The sequence below is a fragment of the Streptomyces sp. NPDC029216 genome, from assembly GCF_040648015.1.
Lineage (GTDB): Bacteria > Actinomycetota > Actinomycetes > Streptomycetales > Streptomycetaceae > Streptomyces.
On the sequence record NZ_JBEZWL010000155.1, the window covers coordinates 1 to 17051 of the forward strand.

16 protein-coding genes are annotated in these 17051 nt (G+C 75.6%); 6 read left to right on the top strand and 10 right to left on the bottom strand.

The genetic code is table 11. The features are described 5' to 3' along the window. Window positions 1-161: 161 nt before the first annotated feature. The gene (locus tag AB0F18_RS33380) at window positions 162-1559 is read right to left on the bottom strand and encodes a gluconate:H+ symporter (protein WP_362067474.1); all 1398 of its coding nucleotides are present in this window, start codon (window positions 1557-1559) and stop codon (window positions 162-164) included. A gap of 12 nt (window positions 1560-1571) precedes the next feature. Beyond that, entirely contained in the window at window positions 1572-2087 is a 516-nt protein-coding gene (locus AB0F18_RS33385) for a gluconokinase (RefSeq protein ID WP_362067476.1), read from the bottom strand. Between the two features lie 123 nt (window positions 2088-2210). On the opposite strand from AB0F18_RS33385, the gene AB0F18_RS33390 reads away from it, so the two are divergent. After that, window positions 2211-2921, top strand: coding sequence for an FCD domain-containing protein (locus AB0F18_RS33390; RefSeq protein ID WP_362067478.1), 711 nt, complete (start codon window positions 2211-2213; stop codon window positions 2919-2921). A gap of 19 nt (window positions 2922-2940) precedes the next feature. Here AB0F18_RS33390 and AB0F18_RS33395 read toward each other — a convergent pair whose 3' ends face one another. Next, window positions 2941-4842, bottom strand: a complete 1902-nt coding sequence (locus AB0F18_RS33395; protein WP_362067479.1) for an ABC transporter ATP-binding protein — start codon at window positions 4840-4842, stop codon at window positions 2941-2943. A gap of 159 nt (window positions 4843-5001) precedes the next feature. Here AB0F18_RS33395 and AB0F18_RS33400 point away from each other — a divergent pair, with 159 nt between their 5' ends. After that, complete coding sequence (locus tag AB0F18_RS33400) at window positions 5002-7008, top strand: AMP-binding protein (RefSeq protein ID WP_362067480.1); 2007 nt, start codon at window positions 5002-5004, stop codon at window positions 7006-7008. Here the strand turns inward: AB0F18_RS33400 and AB0F18_RS33405 are convergent. Beyond that, entirely contained in the window at window positions 6963-8798 is a 1836-nt protein-coding gene (locus tag AB0F18_RS33405; protein WP_362067482.1) for a GNAT family N-acetyltransferase, read from the bottom strand. The two genes, AB0F18_RS33400 and AB0F18_RS33405, sit on opposite strands and share 46 nt — an antisense overlap. A gap of 107 nt (window positions 8799-8905) precedes the next feature. On the opposite strand from AB0F18_RS33405, the gene AB0F18_RS33410 reads away from it, so the two are divergent. Next, window positions 8906-9328 (top strand): DUF350 domain-containing protein, encoded by a 423-nt coding sequence (locus tag AB0F18_RS33410; RefSeq protein ID WP_362067484.1) that lies wholly within the window; start codon window positions 8906-8908, stop codon window positions 9326-9328. Between the two features lie 92 nt (window positions 9329-9420). On the opposite strand, the gene AB0F18_RS33415 is transcribed toward AB0F18_RS33410, so the two are convergent. Continuing rightward, complete coding sequence (locus AB0F18_RS33415) at window positions 9421-10644, bottom strand: acyltransferase (protein ID WP_362067486.1); 1224 nt, start codon at window positions 10642-10644, stop codon at window positions 9421-9423. Further along, the gene (locus AB0F18_RS33420) at window positions 10641-11723 is read right to left on the bottom strand and encodes an alpha/beta hydrolase (protein WP_362067488.1); all 1083 of its coding nucleotides are present in this window, start codon (window positions 11721-11723) and stop codon (window positions 10641-10643) included. Before AB0F18_RS33420 ends, AB0F18_RS33415 begins: the two co-directional genes overlap by 4 nt. Before the next feature lie 197 nt (window positions 11724-11920). Here AB0F18_RS33420 and AB0F18_RS33425 point away from each other — a divergent pair, with 197 nt between their 5' ends. Further along, the gene (locus tag AB0F18_RS33425) at window positions 11921-12259 is read left to right on the top strand and encodes a metalloregulator ArsR/SmtB family transcription factor (protein ID WP_362067490.1); all 339 of its coding nucleotides are present in this window, start codon (window positions 11921-11923) and stop codon (window positions 12257-12259) included. Window positions 12260-12335: 76 nt separating this feature from the next. Here AB0F18_RS33425 and AB0F18_RS33430 read toward each other — a convergent pair whose 3' ends face one another. The 3 genes from AB0F18_RS33430 to AB0F18_RS33440 all read right to left on the bottom strand — a co-directional run bounded on the left by AB0F18_RS33430 (window position 12336) and on the right by AB0F18_RS33440 (window position 14631). Then, entirely contained in the window at window positions 12336-12509 is a 174-nt protein-coding gene (locus AB0F18_RS33430) for a DUF6126 family protein (RefSeq protein WP_362067492.1), read from the bottom strand. Between the two features lie 80 nt (window positions 12510-12589). After that, the gene (locus tag AB0F18_RS33435; RefSeq protein ID WP_362067494.1) at window positions 12590-13270 is read right to left on the bottom strand and encodes a response regulator transcription factor; all 681 of its coding nucleotides are present in this window, start codon (window positions 13268-13270) and stop codon (window positions 12590-12592) included. After that, window positions 13267-14631, bottom strand: coding sequence for a histidine kinase (locus AB0F18_RS33440; RefSeq protein WP_362067496.1), 1365 nt, complete (start codon window positions 14629-14631; stop codon window positions 13267-13269). The genes AB0F18_RS33435 and AB0F18_RS33440 overlap by 4 nt, the downstream gene beginning before the upstream one ends. 94 nt (window positions 14632-14725) lie before the next feature. Between AB0F18_RS33440 and AB0F18_RS33445 the strand changes: the two genes are divergently transcribed. Together AB0F18_RS33445 and AB0F18_RS33450 are read left to right on the top strand one after the other, a co-directional pair. After that, window positions 14726-15670, top strand: coding sequence for an AEC family transporter (locus tag AB0F18_RS33445; protein WP_362067498.1), 945 nt, complete (start codon window positions 14726-14728; stop codon window positions 15668-15670). Window positions 15671-15722: 52 nt separating this feature from the next. Next, on the top strand, window positions 15723-16115 hold the full coding sequence (locus AB0F18_RS33450) for a hypothetical protein (RefSeq protein ID WP_362067500.1): 393 nt from the start codon (window positions 15723-15725) through the stop codon (window positions 16113-16115). Here the strand turns inward: AB0F18_RS33450 and AB0F18_RS33455 are convergent. Beyond that, window positions 16069-17051 (bottom strand): trypsin-like peptidase domain-containing protein (locus tag AB0F18_RS33455; protein WP_362067502.1); only part of this gene is annotated, 983 nt, incomplete at its 5' end. The two genes, AB0F18_RS33450 and AB0F18_RS33455, sit on opposite strands and share 47 nt — an antisense overlap.

Below are 17051 nucleotides of genomic sequence, written 5' to 3' on the forward strand. Positions count from 1 at the left end.
CTGCGCGCGGGCGCGGCGGCGCTGGAGTGGCGGGGCCCGCAGGCCGACGCGTTCCGCGCCGAGGTGGCCGCCCTCGCGGACCGCTGCGCCCGCGCGGCGGACGGCTTCGCCCTGGCTGCGGCCCAGCTCGACGGACCGGACCCCCGGCGCTCGTAACCGGGTCAGAGGACGAGCGAGAGCAGCAGGACGAAGCCCAGCCCGAGGACCGAGATGACCGTCTCCATCACCGACCAGGTCTTCACGGTCTGGCCGACGCTCATCCCGAAGTACTCCTTGACCAGCCAGAACCCGGCGTCGTTGACATGGCTGAAGAACAGCGAGCCGGCCCCGATCGCCAGCACCAGCAGCGCGGTCTGAGCCGTCGGCAGGTCCGCCGCCAGCGGGGCCACCAGGCCGGACGCCGAGATGGTGGCGACCGTCGCCGAGCCGGTCGCCAGCCGGATCGCCACCGCGATCAGCCAGGCCAGCAGCAGGGTCGGGACCGACCAGTCCTTCGACAGGTCCAGGACCGTCTGCCCCACGCCCGCGTCGATCAGGGTCTGCTTGAACCCGCCGCCCGCGCCCACGATCAGCAGGATGCCCGCGATCGGGGCCAGGGACTTCTCGACGGTGGACGACAGCCGGGCCCGGGTGAAACCGGCCGCCCGCCCGAGGGTGACCATGCCGACCAGTACGGCCGCGAGCAGGGCGATCAGCGGGGAGCCGGCCACGTCCGCGACCCGCTGCACACCGCTCGCGGGGTCGTCGACGACGATGTCGGCCAGGGCCTTGACCAGCATCAGGGCCACCGGCAGCAGCACCGTGCAGACCGTCGGCCCGAACCGGGGCCGCCGCCCGGGCTCCACCGGCGGGCGCTGGTCGGCCGGTTCCTGCGGCGCCGGTATGTCCACCCAGCGGGCGGCGTACCGGGAGAACAGCGGCCCGGCGACGACCACGGTCGGGACGGCCACGAGCACGCCGAGGGCCAGGGTGACCCCCAGGTCCGCGTGGAGCGCGTCGACGGCGACCAGCGGGCCGGGGTGCGGCGGGATCAGCCCGTGCATCACCGACAGGCCGGCCAGCGCGGGGACGCCGATCCGCATCAGGGAGTGGCCGCCGCGCCGGGCGACCAGCAGCACCACCGGGATCAGCAGCACGATGCCGACCTCGAAGAAGAGCGGCAGCCCGATCACCGAGGCGATCAGCACCATCGCCCACGGCATGGCGCGGCCCCGGGCGCGGGCGAGGATCGTGTCGACGATCTCGTCCGCGCCGCCGGAGTCGGCGAGGAGCCTGCCGAGGATCGCGCCGAGGGCGATGAGGACGCCGACGCCCGCGACGGTGGAGCCGAGACCGGCGGTGAAGCTCGCGATCGTCCTGTCCGGCGGGGCGCCCGCGAAGGACCCGAGGGCGAGCGAGCCGAGGGTCAGGGCCAGGAAGGCGTGCAGCTTGAGGCGGGTGATGAGCAGGACGATGACGGCGATGCCCGCGAGGACGGCGACACCCAGCTGGGCGTGTCCGGCCGAGGTGATGGGTCCGGGGGCGGCCGCCGCCAGGGTCCCGGCGCTGAGACCGGTCACGGTGGGGTTCCCCTAACTCTCGAACTCGCGCAGGGCGGCGAGCGCCCGATCGGCGATCTCCTCCGGGGTGCCGGCGACGTCGACGGTGACCCCGGGCTCGTCCGCCTGGAGCGGTTCGAGCACGGCGAACTGGGAGTCCAGCAGCGAGGCGGGCATGAAGTGCCCCGTGCGGGCGGCCATCCGCCGGGCGATCAGCGGCCGTTCCCCGGTCAGGTGCACGAACACGGCGCCTCCGGGAGCGGCGGCCCGCAGCCGGTCGCGGTAGGCGCGCTTGAGGCAGGAGGCGGCGACCACACCGCCGCCCGGACCGCTCCGGTCGCGGATCCAGTCGCCGACGGCGTCCAGCCACGGCCGGCGGTCGGCGTCCTCCAGCGGGGTCCCGGCCGACATCTTGGCCACGTTGGCCGCGGGGTGGAAGGCGTCGCCCTCGGCGTAGGGGACGCCGAGGGCCCCGGCGAGCAGCCGGCCCACGGTCGTCTTGCCCGTGCCGGCCACGCCCATCACCACAATGACGCGCTGGGAGCTCACGTCGTACCTCGCCGTCCTCGTTGCTGGGAGCACCACTGAAGCCTATTAAGTAGTACTTATTCAAGGGTTCCCGCGAAAACATCACACCTTTTTCGGTTCCGGGCGTCACCGTACGCTTGCGCCATGACCACCGAAGGCAGTCCGGTCCCAGGACTCCACTCCCAGGTGCTGGACGCGCTCGGCCTCGCCATCACGGCCGGGGAGCACCCGCCGGGCAGCGTGCTGCGCACCGACGGGATCGCCGAGCGGTTCGGCGCCTCGCGCACCGTCGTGCGCGAGGTGGTCCGCGTCCTGGAGTCGATGCAGCTGGTCGAGTCCCGCCGCCGGGTCGGGGTGACCGTCCGCCCGGCCGAGGAGTGGAACGTCTACGACCCGCGCGTCATCCGCTGGCGGCTCGCGGGCGCCGACCGCCCGCGCCAGCTGCGCTCCCTGACCGTCCTGCGCTCGGCGGTCGAACCGGTCGCGGCCGGCCTCGCCGCGTCCCACGCCACCCCGGAGCAGTGCGCGCGGCTCACCGAGACCGCCCTCGGCATGGTCCGCACCTCCCGCGGCCACCAGCTGGAGGGCTACCTCCACCACGACGTGGCCTTCCACCGCACCGTGCTGAACGCCTCGGGCAACGAGATGTTCGCCCGCCTCGGGGACGTCGTCGCCGAGGTCCTGACGGGCCGCACCCGGCACGAGGTGATGTTCCACGACCCCGACCCGGCCGCCGTCACCCTCCACGTACGGGTCGCCGAGGCGGTCCGCGAGGGCGACGCGGCGGCGGCCGAGGCCCTGACCCGCCGGATCGCCCTCGGCGCCCTGGAGGAACTCGACGTCCTCGCCCCGTGACGCCCCGGCCGGGGCGGCCTCAGCCGGCGGCGGCCGTGCCGCGCGTGGCGAACTGGGTGCGGTACAGCTCCTCGTAGCGGCCGCCCGACGCCAGCAGCTCGTCGTGGGTGCCGCGTTCCACGATCCGGCCCTCCTCCACCACCAGGATCAGGTCGGCGGCCTGCACGGTGGAGAGCCGGTGCGCGATCACCACGGCCGTCCGGCCCGCCAGGGCCTCGGCCAGGGCCTCCTGGACGGCCGCCTCGGAGGTGGAGTCCAGGTGGGCGGTGGCCTCGTCCAGGATCACCACCCGCTGCCGGGCCAGCAGCAGCCGCGCGATGGTCAGCCTCTGCCGTTCCCCGCCCGACAGCCGGTAGCCGCGTTCGCCGACGACGGTGTCCAGGCCGTCCGGGAGGGAGGCGACCAGGCCGTCCAGGCGCGAGCGGCGCAGGGCCTCCCACAGCTCCTCCTCGGCCGCGTCGGGCCGGGCCAGCAGCAGGTTGGCCCGTACCGACTCGTGGAAGAGGTGCCCGTCCTGGGTGACCATGCCCAGGGTGTCGCGGATCGAGTCCGCGGTGAGGTCGCGCACGTCGATCCCGCCCAGGCGCACCGCGCCCGCGTCGGCGTCGTACAGCCGCGGCAGCAGCTGGGCGATGGTGGACTTGCCGGCCCCGGAGGAGCCGACGAGGGCGATCATCTGGCCGGGCTCGGCCCGGAAGGACACCTCGTGCAGCACCCGGGTACCGCCCCGGGCGTCGAGGACGGCCACCTCCTCCAGGGAGGCCAGGGAGACCTTGTCGGGGGAGGGGTAGCCGAAGGAGACCCGGTCGAACTCCACCGCCACCGGGCCGTCGGGCACCCGGCGGGCGTCCGGCTTCTCGGCGATCAGCGGCTCCAGGTCGAGGATCTCGAAGACCCGCTCGAAGCTGACCATCGCGCTCATCACCTCGACCCGGGCCCCGGCCAGCGCGGTCAGCGGGGCGTACAGCCGGGTCAGCAGCAGGGCCAGGGCGACGACGGAGCCGGCCTCCAGGCTGCCGCGCAGGGCGTAGTAGCCGCCGAGCCCGTAGACCAGGGCGAGGGCCAGCGCCGAGACCAGGGTGAGGGCCGTGATGAACGCCGACTGGGCCATCGCGGTACGGATCCCGATGTCCCGCACCCGCGCCGCGCGGGCCGCGAACTCGGCGGACTCGTCGGCGGGCCGCCCGAACAGCTTGACGAGGGTGGCTCCGGGCGCGGAGAACCGTTCCGTCATCTGCGTGCCCATCGCCGCGTTCAACGCCGAGGCCTCGCGCTGCATCCCGGCCATACGGGTGCCCATCCGGCGGGCCGGCAGCACGAACACCGGCAGCAGCACCAGCGCCAGCAGGGTGATCTGCCAGGAGATGCTCAGCATCACCCCCAGCGTCAGCAGCAGGGTCACGGTGTTGGAGACCACCCCGGACAGGGTGTTGCTGAAGGCCCGCTGGGCGCCGATCACATCGTTGTTGAGGCGGCTGACCAGGGCTCCCGTCCGGGTCCGGGTGAAGAAGGCCACCGGCATCCGCTGGACGTGGTCGAAGACAGCCCGGCGCAGGTCGAGGATCAGGCCCTCGCCGAGGGTGGCGGAGAGCTTGCGGGTCAGCAGCCCGAGCCCCGCCTCGGCCACCGCGATGACCGCGATCAGCAGCGCGAGCCGGGTGACCTTCCCGGTGTCGCCGCCCCCGCCCGCCTTCGCCCCCTGGACGATGGCGTCCACGATCCGGCTGGCCAGCAGCGGAGTGGCCACCGCGAGCAGCGCACCCACCACGCTGAGCAGCAGGAAGAGGGTCAGCCCGCGCCGGTGCGGGCGGGCGAAGGCGGCGATCCGGCGCAGGCTCGCCGCGGAGAACGGCGGGCGGCTGCCCTGCTGGGCGTTGATCGCGCTGTGCAGCGAATGCCAGGCGGTGACTTCCATGTCCATGACCCCCACGGTAGAACCTCAAGCAAACTTCAGGTCAAGGGAAGGCGGGGGAACCACCCGTCAGGGGACGCCACCGGGCGGCCGGTCGTCAACTCCCGTCCACGGGAAGGATTTACGGGAACCCCGTGCCCGCTCCGGGCGCGGTGGCATCATCGGGGAATGACGCAGGCACCGCAGTCCGCAGACCCCGGCCGGCCCGCCGCCGGCACCGTGCTGGACCGCTTCGAACAGCGCGTCCGCGACACCCCCGGGGCCCCCGCCGCCCTCGTCCGTGAGGACCTCCTCTCCTACGCCGCCCTCGACGCGCGCGCCAACCGGCTCGCCCACCACCTCCTCGCCCTCGGCCTGCCCGCGCACACCCGGATCGCCATCGGCCTCACCCGCCGCGAGGAGGCCCTCGTCGCCCTCCTGGCCGTGCTCAAGGCCGGCGCCGCCTACGCCCTGATCGACATCGAGGACACGCGCACCGCCCGGTTCCAGCTCATCGCCCTCGACCCCGGCCTCCTGATCACCCACGCCGCCGGCGAGGCCCGCCTGGACCGGGGCGGGCGGCTGCGGACCCTGCTCCCGGACGAGGAGGCGGACCGGATCTCCGCCCGCCCCGACCACCCCCCGGCCCGCTCCCCGCAGGGGAGTGCGCAGGCCGCCGTGCTGTTCACCGGCACCGCCCTGCCCCGCCCCGTACCCGTCGGGCACGCCCTGCTGCTCGCCGCCCACGAGTCCTGGGCCGAGGTCGCCCGGCCGGCCCCCGAGGACCGCCACCTGTTCACCGGCGGCGCCGACCTCACCCCCTTCGCCGCCGGATGGACCGCCGCCCTGTGCACCGGAGGCGCCCTCGTCCTGTCCGGCGGCGCGGCCTTCACGCCCGGGGAGATACCCGACACCGTCTCCGCCCGGGACGTCACCGTCCTGCACACCGACCCCGCGAACGCCCTGCGCCTCCTCGGCCCCGGGCCCGGCCCGGCCGGCGCCGCCGGCCGCGGGCGGCGGGAACCCTCCCCGGCGCTCTCCACCCTGCGGCTGCTCGCCGTCACCGGCGACCGGCTCCACCTCGACGAACAGACCGCCCTCCAGGACCGGCTGCGCACCGGCGCACGCGTGCTCAACGTCTACGCCCCCACCGAGGCCGCCGGCGCCGGCACCTGGTTCGAACTGCCGCAGCTGCGCCGCCCGCCGGCCGAACCCGAACGGCTCTCCCTGCTCGGCACCCCCTTCCCCGGCTGCCGCGTCGACCTGCGCGACGGCGAGCTCCACCTCACCCCGCCCGGCGGCGGCGACGCGCTGGCCACGGGCGACCTCGCCGAGCTGCGCCCCGACGGGCTGCTGGAGTTCCGCGGGCGGCTGCGCGACCGGATCACCCTGCCGGACGGCGGACACCTCGACCCGTACCCCGTCGAGTCCGTGATCCGCACCCACCCCGACCTCGGCGCGGCCATCGTGGCCCCCGTCACCGACGGGACGGACACCCGCCTCGTCGCCTACGTCACCCCGACCCCCGAGGACCCCGACTGGACGAGGTCCGGCCCGCCCGTCGGCATCGAGGCCCTCCGGAAGCACCTGGCGGGCAAGGTGCCCCCTGCCGGGACCCCGGCCCGGCTGGTCCGGCTGCGTGCCCTGCCCCGTACCCGGGCGGGCCAGGAGGACCGGGCGGCGGTGCCGCAGCCCCCGCAGCCCGCGAAGGAGCCCCGCCGGGCCGGCGGCGGCAAGTACGGGGCCGGGGGAGGGGGCGAGCCGCCCGGCTGCTTCGCCTTCGGCTGCGCGGCGGTTCCGCTGACCGTCGTCGCCCTGTTCGTCACCGACCTGCTCTGGCCCGGCTCGACCGACCTCACCGGGGTGCCCGGCCCGTGGGCCTTCCTCTTCTCCGTCCTCTACGCCGTCGAGTGCGCGGCCTTCGCCGCCGGGCTGCTCTTCCTCCTCGCGGGCCGCAAGCGGATGGTGCGCCCGGGCCGGGGCCGGGGCCTGGCCACCGCCGCCCACCTGGCCGTGGCGTACCTGCTGATGGCCTGGTGGCCGCAGGACAACCTCTACCGGCTCGCCGCGAAACACGACTGGCCCCGGCAGGCCGCCCTCGTCTACACCTTCAACATCCCGCTGATGGCCGCGGGGCTCGTGGTCGCCCTCTACCTCACCCGCAAGCCCGTCTCCCCCTTCGACTTCGACGGCTGACCCCCCTCCTCCCCGGCCGGCTCCCCCGCGAAGCCCGCGCCCACGGCCAGGGCCCGCTCCCGCACCAGCGCCTCGGCCGCGTCCAGCACCTCCCCGCTGTGCGCGGCCACCAGCACCCCGAGCCACGGCTCCGGATCGAAGGCCCCCGTCGGGATGGCCGGCACGAACACGGCCCCCAGCTCCGCGCACCCCCGGGCCAGCTCCGCGCACACCTCCTCCAGCCGGGCCTCCGGCAGCCGGGCGCCCAGCTCCACCCGGTCCGCGATCCGTACGAGGTGCCCCGCGCCCCGCAGCGCGTCGAGCCGGGCGGCCACCATGAACGCGGCCGACGGGCCGGTCAGCCGCAGGTTGGCCTCGGTCGGCGCGAGCCGCCCCGCCCCGTCCACGACGAAGTCCACGTCGAACCAGCCCCGGTAGCCGGCCGCCGCCAGCTCCCGGCCCACCGCCGCACCGAACGCCAGCAGCGGCCCCTCCAGGCGGGCGGGCACCACCCCGGGCCCCACCGTCGCACCCCGGTAGCCTCCGTCGGCCACGTCCATCAGCGCCGCGCCGACCTCGTGCGGGCGGCCCGCGCCGTCCACGAACCCGTCGTACGTCAGATCCCTCGGGGCGCCCGCCTCCGCCGGGCCGTGCACGTACTCCTCCACCAGCAGCGGGCCGCGCGGCAGCCGGCGCAGTACGGACCGGGCCCCGCCGGCCGCCCGTACGCGTCCGGGCGTCAGCACCGTGGTGCCCGAACCCCCGACACCGTGCTCCGATTTGAGAACGGTGCTCTCGCCGGCCCGGGCCCGGGCCGCCACCAGCCGGACCGCCGCCCGGCGCGACGCGGCCCGCCACTGCGCGGGGAGGACGACCCCCGGATGCCCGCCGCCCGCCAGGACCCCGGCGAACAGGGCGTGCGCCGCCGACTTCGACTCGTACCGCAGCGCACCCGGCCTCCACGGCAGCCCCGCGAGCCGCCCGTACGGCTCGGTCCGCCCCCACGGTACGAGCGGCAGCCCGCGCCCCGTCACCCGCCGGACCAGCGCCGGCCGGGCCAGCACCGCCTCCGACAGGCCCGTTCCCCGCTCCACCAGCCCGTCGTACACCTCCACCTCCGGCCCCCAGCCCAACTGCCGTCCCACCAGGGCCGTCCAGCCCCGCGGCACCGGCCGCGGCAGCACCAGCGCGGCCGGGCGGGGGCTGTAGAAGGCGGCCAGGCAGGCGTAGTCGTGCGCGGGCCGCTGCTCGCGGTCGAGGGAGGCGTCGGCGAACTGGGCGTTGAACTCGGCGACGTTGCCCACGTGCACCGCCGGGACCCCGCCCGTCCAGGCCCGCGCCCAGGCCGCGAGCGGTACGGGCGCCACCTCGAACCGGACCAGCCCCGGCGGGGAGCCCGCCGCCGGGACGGCGCCCATCGCCCGGTAGAAGCCCGCCGCATGGGGGTCGGCGTCGATCAGCAGCCGGCGGAAGCCCAGACCGGCGGCCCGGCGCACGGCGTCCAGGTACAGCAGCCGCCCCAGGCCCCGGCCGATGGCCGAGGGCTCCACGAACAGCAGCCCGAGCCGCGCCTGCGGGCCCGCGGCGCCGTGGTCCGCCGCGTCCTCCAGGGAGGCGAGGCCCAGCACCTCCCCGCGTGCGTTCTCGGCCACCACGATCCGCCGGGCCGTCAGTTCCCCCTCCCCGACCCGGAGCTGCGGCGCGCACGCGGCGAGGAACTCCTCGCCGTACCCCCAGTGCGCCTTGGACCGCATGACCAGCGCGGTCAGCGCCGCGGCCTCCCCGGGCCGCGCGGGCCTGGCCTTTGCCATTTCCTTACCTCCCGATGGCCGGGTCGGGGGCCGTGCGATAGATTCGGCCTCCCCACGGCACGTCCTTGGCCCATCCTTATCCCACCCCCGCGGAGACAGGCTTCTCAATGAGCGACATCGTCAACGGACTTGGCCGTACGAGCGCCTACGGCGTCCTCGGGCTGGTCCTGCTGATCCTCGGCATCGTCCTGGTGGACGTGCTGACGCCCGGGAAGCTCCCCCAGCAGATCTGGGAGCAGCGCAACCGCAACGCGGCCCTGCTGCTCAGTTCCGCGCTCCTCGGGATCGGCGGCATCGTCTTCACCTCGATCTGGACGACGTACGAGGACTTCGGCAAGGGCCTGCTGTCCACGGCGGCCTTCGGCCTGCTCGGGCTGGTCCTGATGGCCGTGGCCTTCCTGGTGCTGGACCTGGTGACCCCGGGCAAGCTCGGAGCCATCGTCGTCGACCCGGAGCCGCACCCGGCCGTCTGGGTCACCGCCTGCTGCAACCTGGCGGTCGCCGCGATCGTGGCCGCCTCCATCGCCTGACCCGCCGGCCACGGCGCCCGCGTCCGTACGACAAGAGAGCGCCGCTCCCCGCCGGGAGCGGCGCTCTCTTCGTGTACGGGTGCTCCGGCGCGCTACGCCAGTCCCAGCGCGAACACCCCGAACCCGGCCGCCAGCACCCCCGCCACGGCCCCGCGGACCACCGACCCCCGGCGCCCCGGGGCCGGCGCCGCCTCGAACCGCCGCGCGTACCGGGCGATCCCCACCAGCAGCAGGGCGAACACCGGCAGCCACACCGCCCGCGCCGCGATCCAGCCCGGGGTGTCGGGCGCCGTCGTCAGCCCGGCCACCCCGCCGCCGGAGAAGGACGCCGGTACGGCCGCCGCCAGCATCGCGGTCTGGTGCCAGCACAGGATCGTCATCGCCGACAGGTTGACCACCACCACCGGCGCCCACAGCGCCGGCCGCGCCAGCAGCCCCGCCAGCCGGTCCCGCAGCAGGATCGCCGCGCCCGACTGGGCCGCGGCCAGGGCCAGTACCAGCAGGGACGGCGGATGCGAGTTGGTCCGCGCCTCACCCGGCACGCCGACCATCGACGCCGGGTAGTGGAAGACCGTCAGCAGCACCGCGAACAGCGCCGCCCCGCCCAGCAGCAGCAACCAGGCCCCGCGCCGCCCGATGCGCCGCTCGCCCCAGGAGACGCCCAGCTGATAGGCGAACAGCCAGCCCGGCAGGACGTTCAGCAGCGACAGCCAGGACGGCACCGAGCCGGCGAGCGGCCCGTACCGCAGGAGGTCCACCACCGCGACCGACGCCAGTAGCGGGGCCGCGGCCCAGCCGCCGAGCCGGCCGGCGGCCCGCACGCAGGACGGGGTCAGCGCCGTCACCACCGCGTACACCCCCACGAACCACAGCGGCTGGACGACCAGGGTCGCCCCCGTCCGCAGGGTCGCCTCCGGCACCCCGGCCGCGTACAGCACCGGCGCGGCCAGCGCCCACACCGCCGTCACCCCGAGGACCGGCCGTCCCAGCCGGACCATCCGCCCCTTCAGCCAGGCGCCGGTCGAGCCGGTGCGGCGGCGGAAGGAGAGCACCGAGGCGTAGCCGCCGACCAGGAAGAACACGCCGAGCATCTGGAGCACCCAGCTCGCCGGAGCGAGGGCGCCGAAGGACGACAGCGGGCTGGCGTTGTGCAGCCCGCCCTCCGCGTCGAGGGTGAACCCGCCGAGCAGCCAGTGCCCCGTCGGCACCGCCAGCAGGGCCAGTGCCCGCAGCCCGTCGACCGCACGGTCCCGGTGGGCGGGCGTGCGCCGGTCGATCCGCTCGGCGGCCCGCCGCAGCGGGGCGAACGCGTTCATCGGAGGTCTCCCGTCGGGGCCCCGTCCCGGGGGGCCTCGCCCTTGGCGATCGCGGCGATCGCGGCCAGCGACCGGCTGCCGGCGGCGAAGTACCCCGTGTGCCCCACCACGTCGGCGGCGGGCACCCGGCGCGCACCGAAGGACGCCGAGGCGGGGTCGGCGCCGTGCCCGAGGCCCGCGACCCGCACGTGGGGCACGTCGGCGATCCAGTCGGAGGGGCCGCGGGCCGCCCACACCCGGGCCTTCGTCCCCAGGGCGGCGGCGGTCTCCGCGCGCATCCCCGGCGACCCGAGGACGACGAGGTCGGCGGCGTCCGTGTGCCGGGCCGCCAGCCCGCAGACCACCGAGCCGTAGCTGTGGCACAGCAGCACCGGGTCGGGGGCGCCGACCGCGTCGAGCCCGGCGGTGAACCGGGCCAACCGCACCGCGCCGGCCTCGGCGAGGCGGCCGCCCGCGGCGTCCAGGCCGACCCCGACCGGGGTGGTGTACCCCGTCCACGCGATGACGGCGGTGTCCCCGGCGGCCCCGCCCGTCGCCGACCACAGGGCGCGGGCCATTCCGGCCGGGCCGGTGCCGGGCGTGCGCGGGGCGTCGTGGGACTGGGCGTCGTTGTCGGAGCCGGGCACGATCACCGAGACGTGCGCCGCCCGCTCCGGGTCCCCGAACACCTCGGCCACCTGGCCCCGCCCGCGCGGGTCGAAGGCCAGGATGCGGCGCCCGGGGGACGCGAGGGAGGCGTAGCGGGCCTCGCCCGTGGCGAGGACGGCCAGCCGGTTGGCCTCGTACCGCAGGGGGAGCGGCGCCCCCTCCAGATTGCCGACCACGAGCGGGTGGGCCCGCAGGAGTTCCCGCCGTGCGCCCTCGTCCAGCCCGGCGAAGAACCGGGCCACCTCGTGCGGGCCGGCGGTCGCCGGATCGGGCAGGGCCCGGCCGGCGGCCGTGTCGGCCCGCCAGGCGGCGGTCCCCGGCGGTGGGCCGGTGACCGCCGCCTGGCTGTCGACTGAGGCCCAGCCGGCGGTTCCCGCGACGACGGCCACCGCCAGCGCGGCCGTGACGATCGTCCTCCCGAAGCGGCGCATGCCCCTTCCCCTCTCCTCATCCGGACCGTGACGGGGAGGAAGGTAGGAAGGAGGTACCCGGCCGGACGTCGGACCGGGGAGCCAAGCTCGATGTCATACCCCGGTAGGGGGTGGAGGAGGGGGAGCCCGGCACACGCCGACCCGGATCGCAGGAACCGGCAATTGCGAAATTCCGCAATTCCCTCCATGCTGGGCGGGTGAGCACACCGCTGTACCGGCTGAAGGCCGAGTTCTTCAAGACGCTCGGACATCCGGTCCGCATCCGCGTCCTGGAACTCCTCAGCGAACGCGAGCACGCGGTCGCCGAGTTGCTGGCGGAAGTCGGTGTGGAGGCCGCGAGCCTCTCCCAGCAGCTGGCCGTCCTGCGCAAGGCCAACCTGGTGCTCACCCGCCGGGAGGGCTCCAACGTGTACTACCGGCTCACCAGCCCCGAGGTCGCCGAACTGCTGCGCGTCGCGCGCGGCATCCTCTCCGGCGTCCTGGAAGGCCAGGCCGAACTCCTGGCCGACCTCCGCGCCGCCCGCCACGACGGGTAGCCGGGGCCGCTGGACGGCGGCCGTCTCCCGTAGTGCGGGGTTCACCGCGCTTCTGACACCGGGGGACGGCCGCCCCTCACTTCTCGGCGTGCTGCCCCAGGTAGAACAGCAGCATGACGAACGCGGCGAACAGGTGCGTGCCGGCGATGTAGAAGAAGGCGCGCAGCGCGACGCCCTTGGCCTTCCACTTCTCCTGCTCCGCCGCGGCCCGCTGCCCGGAGGGGCCGTGGTCCTGGGTGTCGTCCGTCATGAGGGCTGAGCTCCCTTGGTGAATTGCATAACTCTGCAAGTCTACCGGGAGCCGCGGGAGGGCGGCCCCGCCCCCGGCCCCTACGCCGAATCGCCCGGCCGGACCAGCCCCGCCTCGTACGCGAAGATCACCGCCTGCGCCCGGTCGCGCAGGTCCAGCTTGCCCAGCACCCGCCCGATGTGGGTCTTGACCGTCTGCTCCGCCAGCACCAGGTGCGCCGCGATCTCCTGGTTCGACAGCCCCCGCGCGATCAGCTCCAGCACCTCCGTCTCGCGCGGGGTCAGCCCGTTCAGCCGCAGCGCCGGGTCCTTGCGCGGCGCCGGCCGCTGCCGGACGAAGTCCGCGATCAGGCGGCGCGTCACCGAGGGCGCCAGCAGCGCCTCGCCCGAGGCCACCACCCGGACCGCCGCGATCAGGTCCGCCGGCGGGGCGTCCTTCAGCAGGAACCCGGACGCGCCCGCGCGCAGCGCCTCGTACACGTAGTCGTCGATGTCGAAGGTGGTCAGCATCAGCACCTTCGGCCGGTGCGTCACCCCCGGCGGCGGGTCGAGCAGCTCGCGGGCCGCCGACAGCCCGTCCAGCTCGGGCATCCGCACGTCCATCAGGACCACGTCCGGATGCACGGTGCGCGAGAGCCGGACCCCCTCCCGGCCATCGGGCGCCTCGCCCACCACGTCGATGTCGGCCTGCGCCGACAGCAGCGCGGCGAACCCCGCCCGCACCATGGCCTGGTCGTCGACGATGATCACGCGGATGGTCAACTGGGGTCCTCCGTAGGGGAGTCGAGCGGCAGCCGCGCGGCGACCCGGAAACCGCCCTCGGGCAGCGGGCCCGCGTCCAGGGTCCCGCCGGTCAACCGTACGCGCTCGCGCATCCCCACCAGACCGTGCCCCGTGCCCGCACCCTCCAGCACCGCCGCCGTCTCCTCCGCCGGCCCGTTGACCACCAGCACGAGCACCTCCCCGTCCCCGTCGGAACGCGTCACCGACACCCGGGTCCGCGCCCCCGGCGCGTGCCGCACCACGTTCGCCAGGGCCTCCTGCACGATCCGGTACGCCGACAGGTCCACGGCCGGTACCGTCCGCGCCGCCTCCGCCACGCCCGCGGCCAGCGACAACTCCACCGGCTGCCCGGCCCGTACCGTCGCCTCCACCAGCTGCTGGATCCGCGCGACCCCAGGCTGCGGCGCCCGCTCCCCGCCGCCCGCCGCCTCCCCGCCGTCGGCCCCGTCCCCGCGCAGCACCGTCAGCAGCCTCCGCATCTCGCCCAGCGACTCGCGGGCGCTCGCCGCGATCGCCGAGAACTCCTCGCGCACCGGCTCCGCCATCCCCGGCAGCCGGTACGGCGCCGAGTCGGCCTGCACCGTGATCACCGACATGTGGTGGGCCACCACGTCGTGCAACTCCCGCGCGATGCGCGCCCGTTCCTCCAGCAGCGTGCGCCGCGCCCGTTCCGCCCCGCTGATGCTCTCCTGCTCCGCGATCCGCTGCCGGGCGTCGCCCAGCCCGCGCAGCGCACCCGTCAGCGCCAGCACGGCCCCGCCCAGCACGAACTGCAGGGCGGCCGTGTTCGTCACCCCGTCCGGCGCGAAGAAGCCGAGCACCACCCCCGCCGCGCCCGTCGCCAGCCACACCCCGACCAGCGTCCGGACGGACTCGCGCAGCCCCAGGCAGGCCATCAGGAGCTGGTACCCGACCACAGCCATCGGCGTCCAGGGCCAGGCCGTCCCCGCCACCCCGCCCGCGCCCGTCAGCAGCACGGCCCCGACCACGTCCGCGGCCAGCACCATCGCCCAGGCGCGCACCGGCCGGGTCACCGCCAGCAGCAGCGGCACCGTCTGTGCCACGCCCAGCGCCCCCGCCCAGCCGCCGCCCAGCCGGTAGTCGTTGACCAGCACCGCGATGGTCACCGGGACCAGCGTCACCACGAAGACCCCCGCCACGGCGAAGGGCAGCATCCGCTGCCAACGGCGCGGCGCCCCCGCGAACAGCGGCTCGCCCGCCCGGGCAGGGGTGCGCAACGCCACCGCCAACTGCGCGAGCCGGCCGCCGCCCGGCCCCTTCGCTCCGGCCGTCGGGGTCTGCCGGGCGGCCCGGCCGGGGATGCGCGGTGTGAACCTCATGATCCGCCAGCCTATGCGCCGGGCCGCCGGAAAGGCCCGGTCCGGCGGGCGGATACGCTGCACCGGACCGACGACGTCAAGGGGGACGGTACGCATGGGCGGGGCAGCCGCGCTCGAAAAACTGGTGCCGGTACTGCTGGCCTTCGGCGGCGGGGTCCTGCTCGCCCGCCGCAAGAGCGTCCCGGCGGAGGCCTCCAAGGCCTTCTCCGACTACGCCTTCCTCTTCGCCGTCCCCTGCTACCTCTTCGGCAACATCTACGCCGCCGACCTCGGCGCCCTGTTCGACTGGCGCGCCATCGGCGGCTACGCGGCCGCCGCCGCCCTCGCCGTACTCGCCGTGGCCCTCGGTGCGGCCGCCTACGGGATCCGGGAGCCGCGCGCGGTGGCCCTGCGCGTGATGGCCGGGGTCCAGGTCAACACCGCGTACTTCGCCGTCCCCGTCTTCATCACGGTCTTCGGGACGGCCGCCCCGATCTTCCCGGTGCTGCTGTTCCAGGTGTGCGTGCTCTCGCTCGTGGTCATCGCCCTCATGGAACTGGGCCGCGCGGACGACGCCGGCGGCCCCGGCACCCGGCTCTCCCGGGCCCTGGCGGCCTCCCTCGCCACCCCGCTGGTGCTCGCCTGCAACGCGGGCATCCTGCTCAACCTGCTGTCGGTGCACGTCCCCGAGGTGGTCCTCGACGGGGCCGCCTTCGTCGGGGGCAGCGCCTCGCCGGTCGCCCTGTTCGCCCTCGGCCTGCACCTCGGCGGCACGGGCCTGGACGTCCGGGGCACCACCCGCGAGGAGGCCGCCCTGATCGCCTTCAAGTGCCTGGGCTTCCCGCTGCTCGCCTGGGCGGTGTGCGGGGGGCTCTTCGGGGTGCGGGGCGATTGGCTGGCGTACCTGGTCCTGATCGCCGCGATGCCGACCCCGCAGAACCTGTTCATCTTCGCCCAGCGCTACGACATCGGCGTCGACCTCTCGGCCTCCGTCGTGATCAAGAGCTCGGTGGTCGCCCTCCTGCTGGTGCCGTTCTGGCTCCAGACCGTCGCCCCGTAGGACGGTGGCCGGCGGCTCGTTCCCCCGGGCGGGCTCCGCTCGTTGAGCGGGCATGGAGCTGCTGCCGATGATCGCGGCGCCGGGTGTGGGCGAACGGGCCGACGCCGCGGCCGATGCCGCCTGCCACCTCTACGACGCCGTCGCGCCCTGGAGCGGCGGGCCGGGCGGATGGAGCAGGACCGCCGCCGAGGACGCCGCCGAGACGATCGAGACCACCGCGCACGCCCTGGCGCACATCCACCCGCGCGCCGAGGTCATCCTCGCGCCGGTGCACGCGGCCCTGGCCGATCTGCGCCGTCAGCTCGAACTCGCCCCGGCCGACCCGCTGACCGCCGAGGGGCTCCCGGTGGCCCCCCGGACGGTCGGCAACCCGCGCCGGACCCGCTGGGTGCGGGTGCTCACTCCACCCGCACCCCGGCGACCGCCGACTGGTACAGCTTCCTGATCTCCGCGCCGAAGTAGGCGCTGTACGAGGTGTCGGCCGTGGGCCCGCCGGTCTCCCAGCCGCCGATCACCCCGACCACGTCCCCGGTCGCGGTGTCCTCGTCGAAGCGGGTGATGAACGGTCCGCCGCTGGTCCCGCCCGGGTAGCCGGTGCAGTCGATCCGCAGGAACGATCCGGGGCTCCCCGGGTCGGTGCTGGTGAACTTGGTCGTTTTGTTGACGCACACGCGCGGGCGCGGCGCCGGCGCGGGATGGCCGATGAGGACCACCTTGGCGTGGTTGAAGGTGGCCCCGGTGACGAGCCGGTTCCCGCCGACCACGTCCTCGACCTCCTCGCCGTCGTCGTTCGGGCCGACCTGCGCGAAGGCCACGTCGAGCGTCGCGGCCTTCGCGGCGCCCTCGGCGCGGTAGCGGGAGGCGATCCACACCTTCGAGCGCCCGGCCGAGTCCCGCAGGACCGGGAACATGCCGTACGGGCGCGGGTTCGCGCGCGTGTACTGCGGTACGAAGGCCACCTGGCGGGTGTCGGTGCCGAGCAGGCAGTGCGCCGCGCTGAGCACCAGGTCGCGGCCGGGGGAGGAGACCACGCTGGCGGTGCAGAAGTAGGCGCCGCCGCCCTTCATGACGAACATCCGGCCGACGACCGGGATCCCGTCGAAGTCCTGCCCCACGCCGGCCGGGCTGGACGGGAGCACCGGCGCGGGCAGCAGGGACGCGGACGCCGTCGGGGCCGCGGCGGCGGGCGGGGTGCTCGCCGCCGGCACCGGCGCGGGGAGCACCGACGCGGCGGCCGCGGAAGCGGCGGGGTCGGGCGGGGGCGCGGGAAGCGTGCTCGGGGCCGGGGAGGCGGCGGGTGCCGTGTCCCCGGCGGCGGGGGCCGTAGCGCCAGGGGCTGCGGACCCCGGGGTCGCGCCGCCGGGGGTTGTGGAGCCGGCGG

Coding starts and splice junctions, on each gene's coding strand:
- AB0F18_RS33395 (WP_362067479.1), bottom strand. CDS start 4,842: ATGGACATGGAAGTCACCGCCTGGCATTCGCTGCACAGCGCGATCAAC.
- AB0F18_RS33420 (WP_362067488.1), bottom strand. CDS start 11,723: ATGCGCCGCTTCGGGAGGACGATCGTCACGGCCGCGCTGGCGGTGGCC.
- AB0F18_RS33415 (WP_362067486.1), bottom strand. CDS start 10,644: ATGAACGCGTTCGCCCCGCTGCGGCGGGCCGCCGAGCGGATCGACCGG.
- AB0F18_RS33430 (WP_362067492.1), bottom strand. CDS start 12,509: ATGACGGACGACACCCAGGACCACGGCCCCTCCGGGCAGCGGGCCGCG.
- AB0F18_RS33410 (WP_362067484.1), top strand. CDS start 8,906: ATGAGCGACATCGTCAACGGACTTGGCCGTACGAGCGCCTACGGCGTC.
- AB0F18_RS33450 (WP_362067500.1), top strand. CDS start 15,723: ATGGAGCTGCTGCCGATGATCGCGGCGCCGGGTGTGGGCGAACGGGCC.
- AB0F18_RS33400 (WP_362067480.1), top strand. CDS start 5,002: ATGACGCAGGCACCGCAGTCCGCAGACCCCGGCCGGCCCGCCGCCGGC.
- AB0F18_RS33440 (WP_362067496.1), bottom strand. CDS start 14,631: ATGAGGTTCACACCGCGCATCCCCGGCCGGGCCGCCCGGCAGACCCCG.
- AB0F18_RS33390 (WP_362067478.1), top strand. CDS start 2,211: ATGACCACCGAAGGCAGTCCGGTCCCAGGACTCCACTCCCAGGTGCTG.
- AB0F18_RS33405 (WP_362067482.1), bottom strand. CDS start 8,798: ATGGCAAAGGCCAGGCCCGCGCGGCCCGGGGAGGCCGCGGCGCTGACC.
- AB0F18_RS33445 (WP_362067498.1), top strand. CDS start 14,726: ATGGGCGGGGCAGCCGCGCTCGAAAAACTGGTGCCGGTACTGCTGGCC.